Annotated in this window: 17 protein-coding genes; 14 read left to right on the top strand and 3 right to left on the bottom strand. The window is 44.5% G+C overall.

The window, feature by feature from the left end:
- Nucleotides 1-128 precede the first annotated feature (128 nt).
- A complete protein-coding gene (locus JMA39_RS10770; protein WP_202721881.1) occupies nucleotides 129-1,676 on the top strand; it encodes a M17 family metallopeptidase in 1,548 nt (515 codons plus the stop codon).
- 1,312 nt (nucleotides 1,677-2,988) lie between these two features.
- Here the strand turns inward: JMA39_RS10770 and JMA39_RS10765 are convergent.
- Complete coding sequence (locus tag JMA39_RS10765) at nucleotides 2,989-3,153, bottom strand: hypothetical protein (protein WP_202721880.1); 165 nt, start codon at nucleotides 3,151-3,153, stop codon at nucleotides 2,989-2,991.
- 322 nt (nucleotides 3,154-3,475) lie between these two features.
- Between JMA39_RS10765 and JMA39_RS10760 the strand changes: the two genes are divergently transcribed.
- From JMA39_RS10760 to JMA39_RS10745, 4 genes are all read left to right on the top strand, one after another.
- Nucleotides 3,476-6,751, top strand: a complete 3,276-nt coding sequence (locus JMA39_RS10760; protein WP_202721879.1) for a hypothetical protein — start codon at nucleotides 3,476-3,478, stop codon at nucleotides 6,749-6,751.
- Nucleotides 6,752-7,575: 824 nt separating this feature from the next.
- Complete coding sequence (locus JMA39_RS10755; protein WP_202721878.1) at nucleotides 7,576-8,865, top strand: NCS2 family permease; 1,290 nt, start codon at nucleotides 7,576-7,578, stop codon at nucleotides 8,863-8,865.
- Between the two features lie 245 nt (nucleotides 8,866-9,110).
- Nucleotides 9,111-10,229 carry a glutamate 5-kinase gene (gene proB / locus JMA39_RS10750; protein ID WP_202721877.1) on the top strand — a complete coding sequence of 373 codons (1,119 nt, stop codon included), beginning with the start codon at nucleotides 9,111-9,113 and terminating at the stop codon, nucleotides 10,227-10,229.
- Nucleotides 10,226-11,494: a glutamate-5-semialdehyde dehydrogenase gene (locus JMA39_RS10745; RefSeq protein ID WP_202721876.1), complete on the top strand. Its 1,269-nt coding sequence runs from the start codon at nucleotides 10,226-10,228 to the stop codon at nucleotides 11,492-11,494. The genes proB and JMA39_RS10745 overlap by 4 nt, the downstream gene beginning before the upstream one ends.
- A 107-nt stretch (nucleotides 11,495-11,601) precedes the next feature.
- On the opposite strand, the gene JMA39_RS10740 is transcribed toward JMA39_RS10745, so the two are convergent.
- Both JMA39_RS10740 and JMA39_RS10735 read right to left on the bottom strand, forming a co-directional pair.
- Entirely contained in the window at nucleotides 11,602-11,925 is a 324-nt protein-coding gene (locus JMA39_RS10740; RefSeq protein ID WP_202721875.1) for a hypothetical protein, read from the bottom strand.
- Nucleotides 11,926-12,074: 149 nt separating this feature from the next.
- Entirely contained in the window at nucleotides 12,075-12,989 is a 915-nt protein-coding gene (locus JMA39_RS10735) for a DMT family transporter (RefSeq protein ID WP_202721874.1), read from the bottom strand.
- A 307-nt stretch (nucleotides 12,990-13,296) separates the two neighbouring features.
- Between JMA39_RS10735 and dnaK the strand changes: the two genes are divergently transcribed.
- The 9 genes from dnaK to JMA39_RS10690 all read left to right on the top strand — a co-directional run bounded on the left by dnaK (nucleotide 13,297) and on the right by JMA39_RS10690 (nucleotide 24,993).
- Nucleotides 13,297-15,213: a molecular chaperone DnaK gene (gene dnaK, locus JMA39_RS10730; protein ID WP_202721873.1), complete on the top strand. Its 1,917-nt coding sequence runs from the start codon at nucleotides 13,297-13,299 to the stop codon at nucleotides 15,211-15,213.
- Between the two features lie 90 nt (nucleotides 15,214-15,303).
- A complete protein-coding gene (gene dnaJ, locus JMA39_RS10725) occupies nucleotides 15,304-16,434 on the top strand; it encodes a molecular chaperone DnaJ (RefSeq protein WP_202721872.1) in 1,131 nt (376 codons plus the stop codon).
- 91 nt (nucleotides 16,435-16,525) lie between these two features.
- On the top strand, nucleotides 16,526-17,326 hold the full coding sequence (locus JMA39_RS10720; RefSeq protein WP_202721871.1) for a M48 family metallopeptidase: 801 nt from the start codon (nucleotides 16,526-16,528) through the stop codon (nucleotides 17,324-17,326).
- Between the two features lie 83 nt (nucleotides 17,327-17,409).
- Complete coding sequence (locus JMA39_RS10715) at nucleotides 17,410-18,027, top strand: FKBP-type peptidyl-prolyl cis-trans isomerase (protein WP_202721870.1); 618 nt, start codon at nucleotides 17,410-17,412, stop codon at nucleotides 18,025-18,027.
- Between the two features lie 63 nt (nucleotides 18,028-18,090).
- Nucleotides 18,091-18,906, top strand: a complete 816-nt coding sequence (gene dapB / locus JMA39_RS10710; RefSeq protein WP_202721869.1) for a 4-hydroxy-tetrahydrodipicolinate reductase — start codon at nucleotides 18,091-18,093, stop codon at nucleotides 18,904-18,906.
- Between the two features lie 174 nt (nucleotides 18,907-19,080).
- The gene (carA, locus tag JMA39_RS10705) at nucleotides 19,081-20,253 is read left to right on the top strand and encodes a glutamine-hydrolyzing carbamoyl-phosphate synthase small subunit (RefSeq protein ID WP_202721868.1); all 1,173 of its coding nucleotides are present in this window, start codon (nucleotides 19,081-19,083) and stop codon (nucleotides 20,251-20,253) included.
- 27 nt (nucleotides 20,254-20,280) lie between these two features.
- On the top strand, nucleotides 20,281-23,502 hold the full coding sequence (gene carB, locus JMA39_RS10700) for a carbamoyl-phosphate synthase large subunit (protein ID WP_202721867.1): 3,222 nt from the start codon (nucleotides 20,281-20,283) through the stop codon (nucleotides 23,500-23,502).
- Nucleotides 23,503-23,842: 340 nt separating this feature from the next.
- Nucleotides 23,843-24,319: a transcription elongation factor GreA gene (greA, locus tag JMA39_RS10695; RefSeq protein ID WP_202721866.1), complete on the top strand. Its 477-nt coding sequence runs from the start codon at nucleotides 23,843-23,845 to the stop codon at nucleotides 24,317-24,319.
- A gap of 173 nt (nucleotides 24,320-24,492) precedes the next feature.
- A complete protein-coding gene (locus JMA39_RS10690) occupies nucleotides 24,493-24,993 on the top strand; it encodes a hypothetical protein (protein WP_237732770.1) in 501 nt (166 codons plus the stop codon).
- Nucleotides 24,994-25,073: the final 80 nt, after the last annotated feature.

The following is a 25,073-nucleotide window of genomic DNA, read 5'->3' as shown; positions in this document are numbered from 1 at the left end:
GTCGTTTACAACACCCCTTAAGTGCTCTTGTCAGGGTAAGTTTCCACATATAGATTTGACTCGTTGGCAATCTAGCTTTAATAGGGGAATAATGCGTAATCAAAAATAAAATATAACAAGGATAGATTATGGGGTCGGTAAAATTTGTTGATGTAGTAGAACAAGATGCCATTTTCGAAGGCAGTGGTTGGGATGCGCTGGTGGTGGTTACCCCAGATCTCAGCTCGGTAAAACTCGATGAAGTTTCACTGCTGGCGAATCATGGTCAAAAGGTTGATAAGCGTGTTGGTCAATCAGTTACTTTACTCTTTGCTCCAGGACTCGCAGGGGGGCGCTTGATTATCGCGCCAGTTAAAAAGGCAGATGATGATTACCAAGATGTGCGGGTGTTTGCCGATGCGGCGAGAGAGGGGATTAAACTGGCTAAAGAGGCGGGAGCGAAGCGGCCTCTACTATTAGTGAACGCATCAACCGAGCAGCGTTACCAACATGCGGCTCAGGTTGCAGCGCTCGCTTGTGGGCAAGAGCTTTGGCAAGCACTGGAGCTAAGAGAGGCCGGTGGCGGTGATGAACCTTTAGAGGCGATAGGACTATTAGCTGACACTAAAGAGGGAGCAACCTGTGCTAACACACTAACCGCGATTGAATCGGGGCGTACACTTGCGCGCGATCTTTGTGGCACTGAACCTGAGCGTATGTCTGCGCCCGCTTTTGCCGATTACTGTGTTGCAGCACTTGCAAATTCAGGTTTAACCATGAGCGTGGTTGAAGATAGAGATATTCTCGAGCGTGACTATCCACTATTAAGCGCTGTCGGTCGCTCCTCTTTTGCCGTATTAAGGCATCAACCTCGGGTGGTAAAGCTTGAGTATGTTGGCGAAGGGGAGATTGAACATACTTATCTGTTTGCCGGTAAAGGTGTGGTCTACGATACTGGCGGCGCCGATCTAAAAATAGCGGGTGGTATGGCGGGGATGAGCCGAGATAAAGGTGGTGCGGCTGCGGTCGCAGGCCTGATGAAGACCATCAGCATGCTTAAACCTAAGGGGATCCGTGTTGTGGCCGAATTGGGCCTAGTGCGAAACAGTATCGGCAGTGAAGCATTTGTCACCGATGAGATCATCACCAGCCATGCAGGCAAACGCGTCCGAATTGGTAATACCGATGCAGAGGGGCGTCTAGTCTTGGCCGATCTGCTCTCCCACCTGCGTTTAAAGGCTGTTGCTGCGGTTAATCCACAGATGTTCTCGGTAGCGACATTAACGGGTCATGTGGTGCGCTGCTTTGGTGGATACACTGCGGCGGTTGAAAACAGTGTCGCTAAGCAGGCTAATCTTGCCTATAACATGCAAGAGCAAGCATCACTTTGGGGTGAGCCGATTGAGGTGACTCAGTTACGTCGTGATGATTTTAGCAAAATTGTCGATCCCTCTGCTGCTGCAGACATGTTGTCGTCAAATAATGCCCCTTCATCGGTGACGGCACGAGGCCATCAGTATCCTGCTGCATTCTTGATTGAAGCCTCAGGCCTAAGTGGCCATGGTTTAAATGATCACAAGCCGATTGCTTATACACACTTAGATATTGCGGGTAGCGCAACCGAGGGGCATCCTCAATATGGTACGCCAACGGCCACCCCATTAGTCGGCTTATTTAGTTATATGACCACGAGGTAGCTACAGGCCACACCGTCACTTTTAAAAGCCGATTTTTTTATCGGCTTTTTAACTTTCATTGCATGCAAAGCTTATGTTCTTGGCTAACCGAAATGGCCCGAGAGTCTGCTTGCTTTAGTAATTGATGTAATAAAATTACCAAAATAAGCTTTTTTAGGCTTTTTTAAATAAAAAGCTTGTAATAAAACTACATTTATCTATAATAGCTTTCGTCGGGTAAGCAAAGGTGCTTAGCGACACTTAGTCTATCCAGGAAGGATAATTCTCCAAGGAATCGAGCGACAAGTTGACTCTACAAGCCATCGAACGGCTTTTATGAAAGTAGAGTATTTGGAATTCAACTTTGTTAGGAGTATTAATTATGTTTTTTAGTAACACTATTTATTCGCAGAGCTTTTGGTTAAACACTGAGGTTTTGCGCGGCGGTTTATACGCCATGACTTTCAAGGGCTAACCCTCCTTTTTAGTTAATCAGTTTCCATCAACCTTTAATGTATCTTTTAGATACTTGTAGACCAAGTCGCAGACAGCCTGAGTTAGTATACTCCCGCTGCTTGCCATTGATTACCGCTGGCGCGTTAACCAATTTCCGTTAGGAACGCTTGAAATGTCTTGCCCACTCATTGAGTGGGCTTTTTTTTGTATTTTATTTACTAAGAGAGCATGGAAGATCCATAAAACAGCAGTTAAAGATGTGTTTTTTTGATCAGAAAAAGTGTTTGATTGTGAATGTAAGCCGATAGCGCCCCAGTTTTGTGATCTGCATCGCTCTAGTTTGTCGTAAAATTACCGCTTAGATCGTTTTTAAGCATTTTTTACAAGAAAGGGTTGTAATAAAATTACAGCGCTCTATAATCACCCTCCTTGGTTAGACAGATGTCTGCCAATTAAGAAGTCTATCCAGGAAGGATAATTCTCCAAGGAATCGAGCGACAAGTTGACTCATTAAATTAGTTTGGCTCAACCCCTTTGACTGATTTAATTTGAGTGTATGTTTACAACTTTGTTAGGAGTATTGACTGTGCCTTATACAGGACAAACTACGATTTACTGGCAAAACACTTGGTTGGATTCAACTGTTTTGCGTGGCGGTTTATACGCCATGACTTTTAAGGGCTAACCCTCCTTAAAGGTAGTTCCATCATCCATCAACCTTATAACACCCTTTGGGTGTGTTTAGACTCAAGTGGTATGTTGACCTTGTTGATATACCATTGATTAACGCTAGCGCGCTAACCGATTTCCTTTTGGAACACTTGAAACATGTCTTGCCAGCTCCTTTGAGCTGGTTTTTTTTGCCTTGAATTTAAGGCTATAAATCAGGTTGCACCTGACCAAAGCCGTGAGCTTCCAGCTCACACTCGGCCAAGAAGGGGGCAACAGCTACCCCCTCTTGGATCTCCCCAGCCGCCCCGACGAAGTTGTGATTCCTCATACTCCAATAAAAATCGCCTAACGGCTCAGATGGGACATCCATGTCCCTCCGAGCCAGAGCCATCATCCATGATGGCTCCACGGCATTTTTATCTGCGTACTTCGGCAACTCCGATGGGGAATGGGTGTTTCCCGTATGTTTAGTAACTTACTTTTGCCCCTTTATCATTTTCATCTCGAAAAAAGACACTCAGTAGTCAGCTACGTTTGCCATACATATTTTAATCGGAATGCAAAAAGCAAGGCCTGACTCCCCATCATAAGCACTAAACAATATAAAGGTACGCATATCATTGATTAACACACGCTTTCTAGTAAAGTGGTTGTACTTGAAAATGATCCTTCTAGCTGTTTGAGGCACTTAAGTGTTTGTTAAAATCGAGAAAATGTTAAATTCACTTCAGTATCATGTAAATAAAAACATTGATGAAACTCTTTATCAAAACAAGGCGTTCTTATCTAGTAAGTGGAGTTTTTTTGAACACAACATATTACGCTGGTCTCAAAGGCATAGTTATTACACCTTTCTCACCTTCGCCTTAGCTAGTTTGCTTGTTACTAATTTATTACTCTGGAAAGAAGAATTAACTCCATTTGCTATTGAGTATTTCCCTCACTGGAAAAAATTAATTGACTGGCAAGGAGGTTTTCTAGCAGGACAGCTAACCATTGTCGGCGTTGTGTATCCCCTTGTTATTGGTTTGATTGGTGTGCTTTTTCAGAATAAGTCAGGTAAGAAAACACTGTTTCCTATTTATCAGATGTACTCTGGCTTCATGTTTGCTGGTCTGAGTGGTTTATTTTTGTCCATTTTTATAGTTGCAGGCTATTTCCTCAGTGCAAGTATGGATCACTCAACTTATCTAGCGATTTGCATAACTACAGCTCTATGGTTGATTCTTAATATCCTATTAACTAGTTGGTTTTTTACTGCTACATTTTTTATGCTAGATGAAACGAAACGTGACAGGTTAGTTGTTCGGTTCACTATTCATGAACTGTGTGAGACCGATATTAGGCAAAGAATTCATGAGCTATTACTACTAAACTCAGTGCAGAATAATATTCTGGCTAGCCCAGATGAAAACGTACTGAAAGTTAGCACTTATAACTACTCTACTGATAAGTACAACGAAATTATAGTTCCGGCAGCAGCTCCAATTCAGGTTACTAATGTCTACTTCGCAATCATCAACGCGGTAATTCGTTACCAAGTTAAGAAGTTCAAAGTACTTAGTTGGTTCAGTTGCCGGAGTTTGGGCAAGTGGCTAGTTTCGAAAAAAGGTTTTGGCAGGCAGGGTTTAGATTTTAATGATAAGCCAGAATTAGTACTACAACCTTTTTGGACTAGAGAAAATGAAACGGGTCTCGTAGTTGTTAGATATACTGGTTTTGATCTAGGTTGGTTATCTAAAACACTGATTAAAAATAGTTTTGCAACTAAGAAAAACGAAGAACAACATGATAAGAGCCTGACATCCATGATGCTAGGCTTGGTTGGCTCAGCTAATGACTCGATTCGAGAAAAGAACACTGTAGAATTCAAATATGCTTTAGACAACATCGTGAAATGGCACATCGAGATAGCTTCAGCTTTAAGCTTCTTAAATGATAATAGAGAAGACGACAACTGGTTATTGCTGCCAACGGCCGGCTTTTTCAGTAGAAGTTATCTCGATGAAATTTTGACAGAATATTTTCAAATTGCTAAAGCTGCTGTCGAACTAATCCCTGAAAACATTGAATACTTTGACGAAGTCATTTATTTGCATAAGCGAATATTTTCAGATCGAGAAAAATTAGTTAAGCATGAGGGGATTTCATTGATCCAAGGTAGTTACTTTACTTGGTCATTATTGATGGAATGGCGTTCATATAACTCTTCTTCACCAGATATGCGTGTAGCCAATAAATATGAAGACGTACTTTTTGATTTTGTTGGGTCATGGGAGTCTTGGCTGGATTACATTGAACCAAGAAGTAAACGGCTGGATAATTTTACTGATTCATTACCATTGTTCCTTGCACACCTAGAGTTTACAGCTCATACCGCAGTATCAGCATTGAGGTATAACAATGTTGAAGCTGCTGGTTGGGGAGTAGACATGTTAAATAACTGGCACGAAAAGTTTTCTGTAGAAGATTATGGTCATGTATTTGAAGAATATGCATGGCACTCAGAATTGGTGACCCATGACATGTTGCTTAAAAGCTTCGATGCGCCGTCATGGATTACTGCTTTGAATGGTAATGAATTTAAGCTTCAACCTGCTTTTAATATTGCACTAAAGAATGCTGCGTTTGACCTGAGAATTATTACTGCTTGTTACATTCTGCTCAAGCCTAACTTGAACGATGACGATAAAATAAGACAATATGTTAGAGCACTATTTTCTAGTGATTCAATCCATCCAACAGGCTCAATTGGTGGTAGAACGAAATCTGTATCTAATGCTAACGACATCCTTGGGGCGTATATTAGGCATAGAGATTACCCCAATTATGGTGACAGTAGCTACGGCTCATGGCTTTCAAAAGTTCTTGAGTCTTTTGGGCGCGTTAATGAAAAGCGAAGAGTATCAGGACGTACCTATTCAGGCTGGGGACGCAACGATCCTCATAGTATGAATAGTGCTTATGTTGAAATTGCCGTTTCATTTTCAAATAACCAATGGCAACTTGAACGTAAATGGTTCGATATCATTTTTTCAGATGCGTTTCGCCATCAAGATCAAAATTCCCTTGTTCGTGACTTACAACAATGGCTTAAATTGTCTGACGAAATCAAAGAGCCATTCCTTATCTCTAGAGAAGAGTTTGATAGTAACCTAGATAACTTTAAAGCTTCAGTTCAGCAGGTGATTAATCAAATAAACCAACGACAGAATGACATAGTTACAGATGCTGAAATTGACGAAGAGCTTCTAACAGAGTTTGGTTTAACTTGTTCCGAGGCTTTTACAGGCGAAGAGCAGAATTTGGAATTTCCTATGAACCTCTTTAAATCGGTTAGTTTTAATGGTACCCCTATGGAAGATAATTTATGCAAATTAAACATACAGGGGTATTTAAAAGAGAAAATTGCGAAAAGGATTGATACCAATAGAGCTTTTAACGAGGACGATTGGCTAAAAGAATCAACAGGAAACAATCTTAAACTCAATATATTAAGGAAGCTACTGCGCTACAAAACCTCTGATTCAAAACTCTATGCCAATGCAGAAGATAATATTTTTGATATTTCAGAGTTAAGCAAAAATATTTTAAACCCTGTTTTGTTCTCAGGAAGCTCGGAGTTAAATCAATTACTTCGAGAAGCAGAGTATAAACAAGATTTAGCAGATAAATTTGATATATCGTTTATCGATGGTTATGGACGAAATTATATCTGTCATATAGGTAATATTATCGTATACAGTATTCGATTTTCGGACGTTAACTTCAGCTTGCTGACTACTAAAGATTTATTCGAGTCTATCGAAATTGGTAAGGTTACTGAAAAGCAGTTTGTTAAAGTTAATTATGAACCATCTGAAAATGAAAATATTGGTGTATTATCAATAAATTATTGGATGCAAATTGGTTTAGCAGAAGATCGTTCTTGTATTAAAACAGAAGTAAAAAGCATGGAAGAAGAATGATAAAAGCTACAAAAGGATATGTGGGGTCACAAAAGGATATGTGGGGTCACAAAAGGATATGTGGGGTCAGGGTAAACTTTATTTGAGAATCATATTTTTCCTCCTCCCACGACCCAGCTTTAGACTCGTTGCTCTAACCAATTTTTGTCCAAAAACGAGCTAGGACTTTAGCCGTAACTCTAAACATTAAAGATTGTGCTTTTCTAACTCGGTGTAGATACGGCCGTGACCGTCCATGACAAGGACGTCATGGCCGAGCTTCCATGGATGGACTTGCAGCGTGTCACGGCAGTGTCTGCACATGCGCTGGCCGCAGGCCATTGGAACCACTTTAGCTGATTGTCATGCTTGGCCTAAAAATAACATTATGGCTATGTTATACAATCTCTCGGGTGCGGGCGAAGCGCCGCGACGTTGGTCAAGCGCAGCTTGATATGTGGCATAGCCACGGTATTAATTGTTAGACGCAGTCTAACTTTCAAGTAGAAAACTCGACAGTTCCTAATTGTTGTTAACAGCAAAACAATCAGATCGCTAAAGCTGACTGAAGCTGAACCAAGTCGCCTCCCGAGTGGCCTCCAAAGTTGCCCAACTCACAAACAAACAGGTGTTTTAAATAACTGGTCTCTGACCTAAACCCCCCGTATAATCGCACCGAAATGTACAGGTTGAGCGGTTTTTGTACATATCCATATTCGTACTTTGTTAACCAAGGCTCACTGTGAATCAAATAATGATTGTTTGCTAAATAGAAAAGTCTTACTTAAGTTACCAATGATTACACCCTACAAATCAATATAATAAAAACCAAGGGACTTAGTTCCATGTTAGAAAAATTATTCAAATTAAAACAAAATCAAACAACACTAAAGCAAGAGGTCATCGCAGGACTAACGACCTTCCTGACCATGGCTTACATCATTTTTGTCAATCCTATGATGCTAGCCGATGCGGGTATGGATCACGGCGCCGTGTTTGTCGCGACCTGTTTAGCGGCGGCCATCGGCTGTTTAGTCATGGGACTCGTTGCTAACTATCCAATCGCCTTGGCTCCAGGTATGGGCTTAAACGCCTTCTTTACCTACACCGTCGTGGGTGAGATGGGCTACTCATGGGAAACGGCATTAGGTGCGGTGTTCCTGTCTGGTATTTGCTTCTTAGTTTTATCTTTGGTGCGCATTCGTGAGTGGGTGGTAAATAGCATCCCAATGTCGCTGCGGATCGGTATTGCTGCGGGTATTGGTCTGTTTTTGGCTTTGATTGGCCTTAAGAGTGCTGGCATTGTTGTGGCTAACCCGGCAACACTGGTGGCTATGGGGGATATTACTGCTTTTCCAGCGGTTATGGCGGCGTTAGGATTTTTCCTTATTATTGCCATGGTTCATCGTGGAATGAAGTCAGCCGTTATTATTAGCATATTGGCGATTACCGGGTTAGGTCTGCTATTTGGAGATGTTCAGTATCAAGGTATTGTCTCAACGCCGCCGTCTATCATGCCAACATTTATGAAGATGGATCTCTCTAGTGTGTTAGAGATCAGCATGCTATCTGTGGTGTTTGCCTTCCTATTTGTCGATCTATTTGATACCTCCGGCACCTTAGTGGCCGTGGCGCAGCGTGGTGGCTTTCTAGATGATAAAGGGCGTTTACCGCGATTAAACCGAGCTTTAACCGCTGACAGCACCGCAACCATTGCCGGTGCCATGTTGGGTACCTCAACCACAACCAGCTATATCGAAAGTACCGCGGGTGTCAGTGCTGGCGGCCGTACAGGATTAACCGCGGTGGTCGTGGGGCTTCTATTTTTAGGGGCATTATTTATCTCGCCATTAGCGGGAATGGTGCCTGCTTATGCGACGGCGGGGACACTTTTTTACGTCGCTATCTTGATGATGGCGGGGCTGGTTCATGTTGAATGGGAAGATATTACCGAGGCGGCACCGGTGGTGGTTGTCTGTATCTTAATGCCGCTGACTTTCTCTATTGCAACAGGAATAGCCATGGGCTTTATCTCTTATGCGGTGATAAAATTGATGAGCGGACGCTATAAAGATTTAAGCGTCGGAGTGGTGATCTTAGCCGCACTGTTTGTTGCTAAGTTTATCTATGGCTAGTCAGTCTTGTTAACTGCTCATAAGCCAATTTAAAGCCACACTCAGTGTGGCTTTCTCTTATGACGATTTAGCGTCGACTGTTAAAAAATCTCGCGTGAAATTTCAATATTCTGCTAAATTTCCAGCAATTATCATGAGATAACCCTATTTCATCTTTTTTTTTCAGTTTCTTTGTTGGTGCTTACTACCATTTCAAACCTAGATTGGGTATAAGGTTTTATTCAATGTAATTTTGTTAGCAGATAATGAACTTAAGTGAGATTAGTTACCGCCGCGTAGTGGTTAAATTGGGAACGAGTGTACTGACATCTGGCAGCCGAAAACTAGATAAAGCGCACATGGTTGAATTAGCACGGCAGATGGCTTGCTTGATGAAAGCGGGTGTCGAAGTCGTCTTGTGTACCTCTGGAGCAATCGCTGCAGGTAAAGAGCATTTAGGCTACCCCGAATTACCCGATACCATTGCCAGTAAGCAGTTGCTTGCTGCGGTTGGGCAGAGTCAACTGATCCTTGCCTGGTCTCAGTTATTTAGTATCTATGGTTTGCATGTTGGGCAGCTATTGTTAACCCGCGCCGATCTGCATGACAGAGAACGTTATTTAAACGCGAGAGATTCGCTTAATGCCTTGCTTAACAATGGCATCATTCCAATTATTAACGAGAATGACGCGGTCGCAACAGCGGAAATCAAGGTTGGCGACAACGATAACTTATCGGCTCGCGCCGCACTATTGTGTGATGCGGACTTATTGATTCTGTTGACCGATCAGAAAGGCTTATTTGACGCCGACCCGCGTAAAAATCCAGACGCCAAATTGATCACCGAAGTGCAAAATATCGATGATAGTTTGCGCATGCTAGCGGGTGGTGCGGTATCTGGGCTTGGAACGGGCGGTATGGCGACTAAGCTTGAGGCTGCTGATATTGCGCGTCGCGCAGGGATTGAGGTGGTTATTGCCTCTGGTCACCATAAAGATGTTATTCAAAATGTGGTTTGCGCTAAGCCTGTCGGTACTCACTTTACCGCGCTTGAGCACCCACTAGAAAGCCGTAAACAGTGGATTTTGGCCGGACCTAAAGCTCGCGGACAAGTCGTGCTGGATACTGGTGCCATTACAGCTGTGACCGAGAAGGGCAGAAGTTTACTTTCTAAAGGTATTACCGAGGTTAAAGGCCAGTTTCAGCGTGGCGATACCATCGAGCTGATTGATGCCAAGGGCAAGGTGTATGCTAAAGGCATGAGCCGTTATGGCTCAGTAGATATGACTAAGATTGCAGGAAAGCACTCCGATAGTATCGAAGAGGTGCTTGGATATGATTATGGTGATGCAGTGGTTCACCGCAACGACATGGTGGTGTTATGAGTAACGACGGATATTTAACGGCTTTAGGGCAGAATGCTAAACAGGCAAGTTATGCTTTAGCGAATCTTTCTGGACAGCAAAAGTCGGCACTGCTTCGCTGTATAGCCGATAAACTCACGGCTGCTAAAGCCGATATAGTTAGCGCTAACCAACAAGACGTGGCACAGGCGAAGGCTAATGGCCTGTCAGATGCGATGATTGACCGCCTATTACTCGATGAAGCACGCTTAATGGGCGTAATTAGCGACATCGATAATGTGATCGGTTTGACCGACCCTGTTGGTAGCGAGATCGATAGTCGTTTGTTGGATAACGGTTTACGATTGTCACGTCGCCGTGTGCCTCTTGGGGTCATCGGGGTTATTTATGAAGCACGCCCAAATGTGACCGTTGATATTGCGGTATTAGCACTGAAAACCGGTAATGCGGTTATTCTTCGTGGTGGTAAAGAGACCCTCGCTTCGAATAAGGCGCTGTGTAAAGTGATCCGTAGTGCCATGGTAGAACAGGGCTTGCCTGAAGATTGCGTACAGTTAATTGACAATCCTGATCGCGCACTAGTTTCTGGTCTGTTAAAGCTAGATAAGTATGTCGATATGATCGTGCCTCGCGGTGGGCAAAACTTGCAGCGTCTGTGTGCCGAGCAAGCCACCATTCCAGTGATCCTGGGCGGTATTGGTATCTGTCATATCTATGTTGACGCTGAGGCTAACCTAGACAAAGCGGTTGCGGTTATTGAAAATGCTAAAGTGCAGCGGCCAACGGTGTGTAATGCGCTGGATACTGTGCTTATTCACCAAAGTCATGCAAAAACGTTCATTCCCGCTTTAGCAAAACACCTTAGCAGTTTAGGCGTTAAGTTCTGCGGCTGCGATCAGACGCAAGCTATCTTGGCTGTCGAAGGTATCGCTGTTGCTGCTGCAACCGACGAGACCTTTGCGACAGAGTGGTTATCCCTGACCCTAGGGATCAAAGTGGTTGCAGAGTTAGCCGATGCCGTTGAGCATATCCGCACTTTCTCAAGTGGCCACTCTGAGTCAATTCTGACCGATAATATTCATACCGCGAGTGAGTTTATGAACGCGGTTGATTCGGCGGCCGTATATGTGAACGCAAGTACCCGCTTTACCGATGGTGGTGAGTTTGGCCTAGGCGCCGAAGTGGCGGTGAGTACGCAAAAACTGCATGCTCGTGGACCTATGGGACTAGAAGCACTGACGACCTATAAATGGTTAGCTTGGGGCGATTATACGATTCGTGGTTAAACTGGGTTTACTTACTCCGTTTTAAGTCCACATAAAAAAGCCGCATTGAGCGGCTTTTTTTATGACTTTTTCGGGCTGAACACTATGTTGTTATATGAGCAGGGTTGTTATGTGGGCAGAGGCTCATAAGTAATGATTTGGTGTAGGTACAACACAAAATAGGTCAGGGTCATCAGTACCGTATAGATCCTAAAGGGTTTAAGCACGTCCCGCATATGGAAGAAATGTCGGTATCGGTTCGCTCGGGTAAAGTAGAGTGAGGGAATGAGAAAAAAGCAGTATAGAAACGCAAAATACCAAGAGTAAGAGCGTCCTAGCTGTAACTCATGTAATAGCATCGCCACGGCAACTAGCATTGAGCTAAGTCTGATAAACATGGCTACTTTGGGTTGCCTGAAAAATTTAAATGCATCCATATATTTGTAATACATAACTAAGGTCCATTTTGTTACGCAGTTGTTACTTTATACCCGTGCCTAAGCTGATTTACAATTATAGTTTAGTTCATAAATACCTTTTGAAACTAAAAAAAACCGAACACTGGGTTCGGCTATAGGGCTAACTTATCTAATTTAGGCGTTTAAGCAGATATGCGTTTTTTTGTTCGCCATTGGCCGACTTTGGGTAAAACCTGCTGCAATATCAGTGCGAGAATAATTAGCCCTAACCCTATATAGGTCGACTTTTCTATGCTCTCTTGCAATATCCAAGCGATAAAGCCTATCGACATCACCGGGGTAATAAATACCAGAGTACTGATACTGGCAGTGCGCTCGGCTTTCTTTAAGGCAACTAGCCACAGAACAAAGGTGACGCCCATTTCGAATAGACCCACGTAGACGCCCGCAAATAGTGCCTTCATATCTAGACTTGGTAGCGACTGGGTCAGCATGAGTGCGACAACAATAAAGGGTAAGCCCACTAAAAAGCTGAGCAGCAAACTGACCACGGGATCGCCTTTATCTTTAGTATTCACTATCCAATAGAGCGACCAAAGCACGGTGCTAGTCAGCGCAAGGGCGACACCTGCCATGCTTTCGAACTGAAAGTTGGTAATATTGCCTTTGGTGGCAATAAAGAACACACCACAATAGGCAACCAAAGCCGCAGTGATATCGCTCTTGCGCAGTACTTGACCCAGCAAAGGTACCGATAGTAGCGGCAGTAAAATTGCCCAGGTGTAATTAAGAGACAATGCTTGCTGAGCAGGCAGTAGATCGTAAGCTTTAAATAAAACTAAATAGTATAGGAATGGATTTAGTAGTCCCGTCTGTAAGTAGAAAAACGGCCTCGCGAGAAACTGCTGCTTAATGAGTGGCAACTTTCTTTGTGCGATTAAGATGGCGCCTAAAGCAAATATTGAGGTGGTGACGGCAACGAATACCAATTGCAGCGGCGTATAGTGCGCCAATGCCAACTTAAATGCAGTTGCAACGGTGGACCATAGAAAAATGGCACCGATACCAAACAGATAGGCTTGATGGGATGATTTCAATGTTTACTACTCTACAAAATGAGATGACAACTAAGCGTAAATTGATTCTTGATGAAGCCAATTGACACGCTACCTCTAGATTGTATCCATTATACGTTTTCACTGTGATTGCGAACGAGTCACAGATCAAATTAATGCATTCTTAAGATAATTTTTAAATTTTCCCTTGTATTCATTCTAAACGTCCCAATATAGGGGTTAAGAGACGATTTGGGATGAAAAAAAAGACTTGAAAACGATTCGGTCTATCCCCATTTCAATAAACAGACAACAAATTTAGTTTTTAAAAGTTTTTTCGGAGGACTCCATGGGTAGAATTATTGGTATCGATTTAGGCACAACTAACTCTTGTGTTGCAGTATTAGATGGCGACAAAGCGCGCGTCTTGGAGAATGCTGAAGGCGATCGTACTACACCATCAATCATCGCATACACTGCTGATGAAACTTTAGTTGGTCAGTCTGCAAAGCGTCAGGCTGTAACAAACCCAACTAACACAGTATTTGCTATTAAGCGTCTTATTGGCCGTCGTTTTAAAGATGACGAAGTTCAACGTGACGTTGATATCATGCCATTCAAAATCATCGGCGCCGACAACGGTGACGCTTGGGTTGAAGCACAAGGCAAGAAAATGGCTCCACCACAAATCTCTGCTGAAATCTTGAAGAAGATGAAGAAGACAGCTGAAGATTACTTAGGTGAAGAAGTAACAGAAGCGGTTATTACTGTTCCTGCATACTTTAACGATTCACAGCGTCAAGCTACTAAAGATGCGGGTCGTATCGCGGGTCTTGAAGTTAAGCGTATCATCAACGAGCCAACAGCGGCTGCACTTGCTTACGGTATCGATAAGAAGCAAGGCGACAACATCGTTGCTGTATACGATTTAGGTGGTGGTACATTCGATATCTCTATCATCGAAATCGACAGTGTTGATGGCGAGCAAACGTTTGAAGTACTAGCGACTAACGGTGATACTCACTTAGGTGGTGAAGACTTTGATAACCGTATGATTAAGTATCTTGCTGACGAGTTCAAGAAAGAGCAAGGTCTTGACCTACGTAACGATCCTCTCGCGATGCAGCGTCTAAAAGAAGCGGCAGAAAAAGCGAAGATCGAACTATCAAGCACAACACAAACTGAAGTTAACCTGCCATACATCACTGCAGATGCAACAGGTCCTAAGCACTTAGTGGTTAAGATCACTCGTGCAAAACTTGAGTCACTAGTTGAAGACTTGATCAAGCGTTCACTTGAGCCACTAAAAGTTGCACTTGCAGATGCTGACCTTTCAGTTTCTGACATCAACGAAGTGATTCTAGTGGGTGGCCAGACTCGTATGCCTAAAGTACGCGAAGAAGTTTCTGCATTCTTCGGTAAAGAGCTACGTCAAGACGTTAACCCTGATGAAGCGGTAGCTATTGGTGCAGCTGTTCAGGCGGGTGTACTATCTGGCGACGTTAAAGACGTATTGCTACTAGACGTTACTCCACTATCTCTAGGTATTGAGACTATGGGTAGCGTAATGACTAAGCTAATCGAGAAGAACACCACTATCCCGACTAAAGCTTCACAAACATTCTCGACTGCTGACGACAACCAAAGTGCCGTGACTATTCACGTACTTCAAGGTGAGCGTAAGCAATCTAGCGGTAACAAGTCTCTAGGTCAATTTAACCTAGAAGGTATCGAGCCAGCTCCACGTGGCATGCCACAAATTGAAGTTGCTTTCGACATCGATGCTGACGGTATCTTGCATGTATCTGCTACAGATAAGAAGACTGGTAAAGCACAAAACATCACCATCAAAGCCTCTTCAGGTCTAAGTGATGAAGAAGTTGAAGCTATGGTTCGTGACGCTGAAGCACACGCTGACGAAGATGCTAAGTTCGAAGAGCTAGTAACAGCTCGTAACCAAGCTGATGGCATGGTTCACGCAACTAAGAAGCAGATCGAAGAAGCGGGTGAAGCACTACCAGCGGACGAGAAAGAGAAGATTGAAGCTGCAATGGCTAACGTTGAAACTGCTGTTAAAGGCAATGACAAAGAAGCGATTGAAAAGTCTACTCAAGAGCTAATGGAAGCGTCTTCTAAGTTAATGGAAATCGCTCAAGCTAAAGCGCAAGCACAGCAAGGTCAACCAGAAGGTGAAGCAAAGTCTGCTAAGCCTGAAGATGACGTAGTAGATGCAGAGTTTGAAGAAGTTAAAGATGACAAAAAATAATGCCGGGTAACTCCTAAATTATTGTAGCGGGCGTTACGAGGAAACTCTAACGCCCGTTTGTGCAACTTTAGCAAAGAAAGTATTAAAACTATGTCAAAGCGTGATTATTACGAAATATTAGGTGTCGGACGTGATGCCAGCGAACGCGAAATTAAGAAAGCTTACAAGCGTTTAGCTATGAAATTTCACCCAGATCGTAACCCGGGTGATAAAGAGGCTGAAGCCAGCTTTAAGGAAGCTAAAGAAGCTTACGAGATCCTAACCGACGGCGATAAAAAAGCAGCCTATGATCAGTTTGGTCATGCAGGTGTCGATCCTAACCGCGGTGGCGGTGGTTTCGGTGGCGGAGCCGATTTTGGCGACGTATTTGGCGATGTGTTTGGTGATATCTTCGGCGGTGGACGCCGCGGTGGTCAGCGCCAAGCAGCACGCGGTAGCGATCTGCGTTACAACCTAGAGCTATCTCTAGAAGAGGCTGTTCGCGGCCTGACTAAAGAGCTACGTATTCCAACATTGGCTGCCTGTGACGCATGTGACGGTAGCGGTGCTAAGAAAGGCTCTTCACCAACCACCTGTGGTACCTGTCATGGCCAAGGCCAAGTGCAGATGCGCCAAGGTTTCTTCGCAGTACAGCAAGCCTGTCCTACTTGTCATGGCCGCGGCAAGATCATTAAAGATCCTTGTAACAAGTGTCATGGTGAAGGCCGCGTTGAGAAGAGCAAGACACTGTCAGTTAAGATCCCTGCCGGTGTCGACACTGGCGATCGCATTCGTCTATCTGGCGAAGGTGAAGCGGGCGAATTCGGTGCACCACCAGGTGACTTATATGTACAGGTAAGTGTTCGTGAACATGCTATTTTCCAGCGTGATGGCAACAACCTCTACTGTGAAGTACCAATCTCATTTAGCAAGGCTGCTTTAGGTGGCGAGATTGAAGTACCAACACTTGATGGCAAGGTTAACCTTAAGATCCCAGCTGAAACGCAAACAGGTCGTATGTTCCGCATGCGTGGTAAAGGCGTTAAGTCGGTACGCAGCCATGCGGTAGGTGACTTGCTATGTAAGGTTGTGATGGAAACGCCAGTTAACCTTAACGAGCGCCAAAAAGAGTTACTTCGTGAATTTGAAGAGACCTTAACAGGTCAGTCAAAGAAACATAGCCCAAAGGCTGAAGGTTTCTTCGATGGCGTGAAGAAGTTTTTTCAAGATCTAAATAGCTAAAACTGGATTCATCCAGTATATAATTTAAGCCTCGCGATTGCGGGGCTTTTTATTGGCTGTACTTTCTACACCTAATAGGGAATTTAGCACTATGAAAGGAATACTAATACTGCTTGGCGCTGCGCTGTTTTTAACGGGCTGCGCAACACACCAATCACCCACTGGTCGTGGTCAAACCTTGCTCTTTTCTTCTCAAGAGATGTCACAACTTGGTGACTCCTCATTTGCTCAAATAAAGCAGCAGGAGAAAATTAGTCAGGACAAAGCGGTAAACGCGTACGTTAATTGTGTTGCAGATAGAGTGACCCAAGCTCTACCCGATCAAAGCTTACCTTGGGAAGTCGTGGTATTTGAGTCAGATCAAGTGAACGCCTTTGCTTTACCAGGGGGGCATATTGGCGTGTATACCGGCTTGCTTGATGTGGCGATAAGTGCCGACCAGCTCGCAACAGTCATTGGTCATGAGGTGGCTCACGTACTGGCAAACCACAGTAACGAGCAAGTTTCTCGGGCGCAGATGACAGGTGCGGGTATGCAACTCGCCGATTTGGCTCTCGGTGTTGGCGGTATCGCTGATAAAGAGCTGTACATGGCAGCACTTGGGCTCGGTGTGCAGGTGGGCTACATATTACCTTACGGACGGGACCAAGAGTCAGAAGCCGATGTGATCGGTGTTGAGCTGATGGCAAAAGCGGGTTTTGACCCCGCGCAAAGCGTTGAACTTTGGAAGAACATGTCAAAAGCGGGCGGGGAGCAAGGACCAGAACTGCTCTCTACCCATCCATCCCATGGAGAGCGTATCGCTCAACTGCAACAGATGCAGGCAAAAGCCCAACCTTTATATCAAGCGAATAAATTGAGTGTGAAAAATAGTTGTCAAAGACCAAAATAGCTACGGTTTTTAGGGCAATATCACAGAAATTATGATAAAGTTGCGCGCGAAAATTCATTTGAATCATTGAGAGTACAATCATTATGTCTGAGAAGTTCAGTACAATTGAAGCGCAAGCAAGCTACGGTGTTGGTCGTCAACTAGGTGAGCAACTAGCTGCTAACTCGTTTGAAGGTATCGATATTTCTGCTGTTCAATTGGGTCTATCTGACGCTTTCGAAGGTAAAGAAAGTGTTGTATCTATGCAAGATATGCAAATTGCATTCACTGAAATCAGTCAGCGTATCCAGAAAGTTCAAGAAGCTGCTGCGGCTGCTGCATCTGAAGAGGGTGATAAGTACCTTGCTGATAACGGTGCACGTGAAGGCGTTGTGACTTTAGACTCAGGTCTACAGTACGAAATCATTACTGAAGGTAATGGTGAGAAGCCAGGTTACGACTCTACTGTACGTACTCACTATCACGGTACTTTCATCTCTGGTGATGTATTCGATAGCTCAGTAGCTCGTGGTGAACCAGCTGAATTCCCAGTTTCAGGCGTTATCGCTGGCTGGACTGAAGCACTACAGCTTATGCCTACAGGTTCTAAGTGGAGACTGTTCGTACCACAGCACCTAGCTTATGGTGAGCGCGGCGCAGGTGCAGCGATCCCACCATATTCAACTTTGGTATTCGAAGTTGAATTATTAGATATTATCTAAGTTGGACAATAAGCCTAAGTTAATACTTAGGCTTTTTTTTGACATATGTAGGGAGTAACTGAGATGACTGAACGAGTAAGAGTGGCAATCACCGGCGGCAGTGGTCGTATGGGACGTACTCTTATTGAAGCGGCAAAGCAAAATGACGCTATTTTGCTAGGCGCAGCGATTGAGCGTGCAGGTTCGACCCTAATGGGCGTTGATGCGGGCGAGCTTGCTGGTGTCGGCTCGATGAACGTGGCTATTACTGACTCATTGGATAAAGCGGTGGACGATTTCGATGTACTTATCGATTTTACCTCTCCTGAAGCCAGTGTGGTGCATACCGATTGGTGTGCAAGAAACGGTAAGGCAATCGTTATCGGCACGACCGGGTTCAATCATGCTCAGAAAGAGCAAGTTTTAGCCTATGCTGATCAAATTCCGATTGTAATGGCACCCAATATGGCCGTCGGCGTAAACCTGATGTGGAAGCTACTTGAAGTGGCTGCAGAGGTGATGGGGAATTACTGCGATATTGAGATCATCGAAGGCCACCATAGATATAAGAAAGACGCGCCGTCAGGCACGGCGCTTAAGATGGGTGAAGTGATCGCCGAAACCTTAGGCCGTGACCTTGAAAAGTGTGCTGTTTATGGCCGCGAAGGCATTACCGGTGAGCGTGACAGAGAAACCATAGGCTTTGCGACTGTGCGTGCAGGCGATATCGTTGGTGAACACACTGCGCTATTTGCCGATATCGGCGAGCGTTTAGAGATCACCCATAAAGCATCAAGCCGAATGACCTTTGCCAATGGTGCGATGCGCGCCGCAACTTGGCTCGTTGAGCAAGATGCAGGGCTCTACGATATGCAGCAAGTCTTGGGCTTGAAAGCATAATTATTTAAAACCGCTATTAGCGGTTTTTTTTTGCAATAAAATTTTTTTGACAAAATATTTATTTGAGCTATGGACAGGTTGTTATTTTACATATAAAATCGGCGGAATTTGTCAAAATTTCGCATTATAGCGAAAGTTGGTATTTTAAAAACATACAAAAAACAATCAATTTCAATGATTTGGCTCTTTCCGGAGGTCGCGTTGACAAAGTCTGCCTTACTCGTACTTGAAGATGGAACCATTTTTTCTGGCACTGCAATCGGTGCTGAAGGGATGTCTGTTGGTGAAGTCGTTTTTAACACTTCAATGACTGGTTACCAAGAAATTTTGACTGATCCATCATATTCACGTCAAATGGTAACCCTCACTTATCCACATATTGGTAATACTGGTACCAATGAAGAAGATACAGAATCTGATTCTGTTCATGCATGTGGCCTTATCATTCGAGACTTGCCGCTAATCGCAAGTAACTTTCGTAATCAGCAATCTTTAAGCGATTATTTGATCGCTCACAACGTTGTTGGCATTGCTGATATCGATACCCGTAAATTAACTCGTATCCTACGTGAAAAAGGTGCTCAAGCCGGTTGTATCATGGTGGGTGATTTAGATGAAGCTAAAGCGCTAGCTGCAGCTAAAGCCTTCCCTGGTCTTAAAGGCATGGATTTAGCCAAAGAAGTTACAACAAACGAAACGTACTCATGGCGCAGCGGCAGCTGGCGTTTAGTTGGCGGTTTGCCATCTGACACCCCTGAAGCTGAGCTTAAGTATAAAGTGGTAGCCTACGACTATGGTGTTAAGCGCAACATCCTACGTATGTTGGTTGACCGCGGTTGTGATGTGACTGTGGTACCTGCACAAACTCCTGCAGCCGAAGTGCTAGCGATGAACCCAGATGGGGTTTTCCTATCGAACGGTCCTGGCGACCCAGAGCCATGTGATTACGCGATTGCTGCAATCCAAGAGATCTTAAAAACAGACATTCCTGTTTTCGGTATCTGTTTGGGTCACCAGCTATTAGCGTTAGCTTCAGGTGCTAAAACACTGAAAATGAAGTTTGGTCACCATGGTGCTAACCACCCAGTGAGCAATATTGAGCAAGGTAATGTGATGATCACCAGCCAAAACCACGGTTTTGCTGCCGATGAAACCACACTACCAGCCAACATTAAAGTGACGCATAAGTCACTATTTGATGGCTCTTTGCAAGGTATTCACCTTACTGATAAGCCAGCATTTAGTTTCCAAGGCCACCCAGAGGCGAGCCCTGGACCACACGATGCTGCGCCATTATTCAATCACTTTATTGATTTGATTGAGTTGTACCGTAAAAACGCCAAGTAGTAAATTCACCGGGAGAAGATTTAAGCAATGCCAAAACGTACAGATATAAAGAGTATTCTTATCCTAGGTGCTGGACCAATTGTTATTGGTCAAGCCTGTGAGTTTGACTACTCAGGCGCTCAAGCCTGTAAAGCCCTACGCGAAGAAGGCTACCGAGTTATTCTAGTTAACTCTAACCCTGCAACTATTATGACTGACCCAGAGATGGCCGATGCAACATACATCGAACCAATTCACTGGGAAGTGGTACGTAACATTATTGCTAAAGAGCGTCCTGACGCAATTTTGCCAACTATGGGCGGCCAGACTGCACTTAACTGTGCACTAGAGCTTGAAAGCCGTGGCGTACTAAAAGAGTTCAATGTTGATATGATTGGCGCAACAGCCGATGCAATCGACAAAGCGGAAGACCGTAGCCGTTTCGATAAAGCGATGAAGTCGATTGGCCTTGAGTGTCCGCGTGCGGGTATCGCACATACCATGGAAGAAGCTTACGGCGTATTAGACCAAGTTGGCTTCCCATGTATTATCCGTCCATCATTCACTATGGGTGGTAGCGGCGGCGGTATCGCCTATAACAAAGAAGAGTTTGAGGATATCTGTTCTCAAGGTCTTGAGTTGTCACCAACTAATGAACTGCTTATCGACGAATCTTTGATTGGTTGGAAAGAGTACGAGATGGAAGTGGTTCGTGACCGCAACGACAACTGTATTATCGTCTGTTCAATCGAAAACTTCGACCCAATGGGCGTGCACACCGGTGACTCAATCACTGTCGCACCGGCGCAAACCCTAACTGATAAAGAATACCAGTTGATGCGTAATGCATCGCTAGCTGTTCTGCGCGAAATTGGTGTTGAAACTGGTGGCTCAAACGTACAGTTTGGTATCAACCCGAAAGATGGCCGTATGGTTATCATCGAGATGAACCCTCGTGTATCGCGCTCATCTGCACTTGCATCTAAAGCAACCGGTTTCCCGATTGCTAAGATCGCCGCTAAGCTAGCAGTTGGCTTTACACTTGATGAGCTAAGTAACGATATCACTGGCGGTGCAACTCCAGCATCATTTGAGCCTGCAATTGATTACGTTGTGACTAAGGTTCCACGCTTTAACTTCGAAAAGTTTGCTGGTGCAAACGATCGCCTAACGACACAGATGAAGTCTGTGGGCGAAGTGATGGCGATTGGCCGTACGTTCCAAGAGTCATTGCAAAAAGCACTACGTGGTCTTGAAGTGGGTAAGAATGGCTTATGTCCACATATCGACCTAGCTGACAGCGAAGCGCTAACTCGCATTCGTCATGAGCTAAAAGAGCCAGGCGCAGAGCGTATTTGGTACATCGCCGATGCATTCCGTGCAGGTCTTTCTGTCGAAGATATCTTTGGCCTAACGAATATTGACCCATGGTTCCTTGTACAGCTTGAAGATCTGCTAAAGTCTGAAACTGACGTAGCTGAAGCCGGTCTTGCAGGTTTGAACGAAGACTTGCTACGCAAGCTTAAGCGTAAAGGTTTTGCCGACTCTCGTCTTGCGGCTCTTGCTGGTGTGAGCGAATCGGAAGTGCGCAAACTGCGTACTCGCTTTGAAATTCATCCAGTTTACAAGCGTGTTGATACCTGTGCGGCTGAGTTCTCAACTGACACCGCTTACATGTACTCTACTTATGAAGAAGAGTGTGAAGCGAATCCATCGAACCGTGACAAGATTATGGTATTAGGTGGCGGTCCAAACCGTATTGGTCAAGGTATTGAGTTTGATTACTGCTGTGTACATGCGGCGCTAGCGCTACGTGAAGACGGTTATGAGACCATCATGGTTAACTGTAACCCTGAAACAGTTTCAACCGACTACGACACATCAGATCGTTTGTACTTCGAATCTGTGACATTTGAAGACGTGCTTGAAATTGTACGTATCGAGAAGCCAAAGGGCGTTATCGTACAGTACGGTGGCCAAACACCGCTTAAGCTTGCACGTGACCTAGAAGCGGCTGGCGTACCGATTATTGGTACAAGCCCAGATGCAATCGACCGCGCTGAAGACCGTGAGCGTTTCCAGCAAGCGATTGAACGTTTAGGCATGAAGCAGCCAGAAAACGATACAGTAACCACTGTTGAAGGTGCTGTGATTTCTGCAGAGCGTATCGGTTATCCGCTAGTTGTTCGTCCATCTTATGTACTTGGTGGCCGCGCAATGGAAATCGTATATGACGAGCAAGACTTACGTCGCTACTTTAATGAAGCGGTAAGTGTCTCAAACGCATCTCCAGTGTTACTGGACTGTTTCCTAGACAACGCGATTGAAATCGATATCGATGCAGTATGTGATGGCGAAACGGTTGTGATTGGCTCAATCATGGAGCATATCGAGCAGGCGGGTGTTCACTCTGGTGACTCTGGTTGTTCACTACCTCCATATAGCTTGAGTCAAGAGATTCAAGACCGCATGCGTGAGCAGGTCGGTAAGCTGGCAATGGAACTTGGCGTAATCGGTTTGATGAACGTACAGTTTGCAGTGAAGGATAACGAGATCTATATGATTGAAGTTAACCCTCGAGCAGCGCGTACCGTACCATTCGTATCGAAAGCAACTGGCGTGCCATTAGCCAAGATTGCTGCGCGAGTGATGGCCGGCCAAAGCCTTAAGTCACAGAACTTTACCAAGGAAGTGATTCCGCCATTCTTCTCTGTAAAAGAAGTGGTATTGCCATTTAACAAGTTCCCAGGTGTTGACCCTCTACTTGGCCCTGAAATGCGCTCAACAGGCGAAGTGATGGGCGTGGGTGATACATTTGCCGAAGCCTATGCTAAAGCGCAGTTAGGTGCGACATCAGAAGTACCTAAGTCTGGCCGCGCACTATTGTCTGTTCGTAACAGCGATAAGGCTCGTGTAGCAGATTTGGCGGCGCAGCTAATTGAACTTGGTTATCAAATCGATGCAACGCACGGTACCGCAGTGATCTTAGGCGAAGCGGGTATTAACCCACGTCTAGTGAACAAGGTACATGAAGGTCGTCCACACATTCTTGACCGCATCAAGAACGGTGAATACACCTACATAGTTAACACGACAGAAGGCCGTAAGGCGATTGAAGACTCGCGTCAACTTCGCCGTGGTGCACTGCGTTACAAGGTGAACTACACAACCACGTTAAATGCTGCATTTGCAACTTGTATGGCACACTCGGCGGATGACCGCTCGAACGTGACTTCAGTACAAGAGCTACATAAGCGCATTACTAAGTAAGTTAAGCTTGCAATTAAAAGGCCGCTTATCGCGGCCTTTTTTATTGCAGGCGAGAAGCGGGTTAATAAAAATTTATCTGTAGCGGCTAGTAACTCTAGCTAAGGTTGAGTAAGCTCTAGTCTAGCTGCCGCGATATCGTAATTGCAGTATTCCTCGTTTATATCGCCAGCTTGACTTATATTTTGAACACAAAAGATAGGTTATCGAGCGCAACAGATAGATTAGGGTGCATCGTTTGCCCTCAGCGTTTACAATAGCGCAATTCCACCAGATTATTTATCTCACTGACAGTTAGGCTCAGTGGGGCATGCTTTTGTTTTAAAGGAGACGAAAGAAGCTTATGAGTACGGTTCCAATGACAGTTGTCGGTGCTGAACGACTGCGTAAAGAATTAGATCATCTTAAATTTGAGCGTCGCCCAAAAATTGCTGAAGCAATTGGTGAAGCACGTGAACTAGGCGATCTAAAAGAAAACGCTGAATATCACGCCGCTCGTGAAGAGCAAGGCTTGTGCGAGGCTCGCGTTAGAGATATCGAAGGTAAGTTGTCACACGCACAGATCATCGACGTGACTACGATGGATAATAACGGCCGTGTTATCTTTGGCTCTACCGTTACCATTTTGAATGTCGATACTGATGAAGAGGTGACTTATCGCATCGTAGGTGAAGACGAAGCGAATATTAAAGAAAACCTTCTGTCTGTAAGCTCTCCGATTGCCCGTGGGCTTATCGGCAAGAACTTAGATGACGAGATCTCTATCGTAACGCCAGGTGGCACTAACGATTTTGAAATCATTAAAGTTGAATATATCTAACAGATAACTTTAAAATGAGAGAGTTGAATAAAGCCGCTTTTTAGCGGCTTTATTATTGGTTTAATTAGGATAAAAGGTTTGTGTCTTCTGCTAACTGTGTTTACTATGTTAGCGGTAAATAAGACATATAATTAGGGTGTTAATTGCAGTTATTGGTGCGGTTTGGATTTATCTTGTTGTTCATAGGGGGATTATTTCTCACACCTGTGCCTGCAAGTGCGTCTGAGCAAAACCTACAGCAAGCTGAAGTTTCAGCGCCTAAGCACTCTAACGAACCATCGCAATTAAAAGAGCAAGCGATTGCGCTGCAAGCTTCTAACTTGGCTCTGGCCAATAATATTTTATCTGTGTTAAGCCCATCAGATGTCAACTCAGTTACGCTAAAGGATAACCACGCGGAGAAGAAGCAGGGTAATGACTCTGAATATGCACCGCTTGTTTCATCACGTTTCGTTAGCTTTTCACAGCATGATCCACAGCAGACTCGCCCCGATTACCTACTTGCGTTTGAATTTATATCGCCATCCGTCCCTTCTTTAACGGTTGGTTACCGAGTGGAGTTTACTCCCGCTCTTGATTGGTTGTTACATATCCCAAGTTCCACCCATCGACTCTCCGCTTGGAAAGAGTCCAATCTTCTCTATCGCTTCTCTCAAGCTCGCTTCATTAGCTAAGTTCGATAAGCCGTTTTGGCTTACCTATCGAGAATATTTTTGCCTCTGTGCAGTAGCAAGAAGCCTAAGTTTCCTGCCTA

The sequence above is a fragment of the Shewanella schlegeliana genome, from assembly GCF_016765635.1.
In the GTDB taxonomy this organism is placed as follows: Bacteria; Pseudomonadota; Gammaproteobacteria; order Enterobacterales; family Shewanellaceae; genus Shewanella; species Shewanella schlegeliana.
The sequence above is the reverse complement of the archived record's forward strand: the minus strand, read 5'-3'. Positions and strand labels throughout refer to the sequence as shown.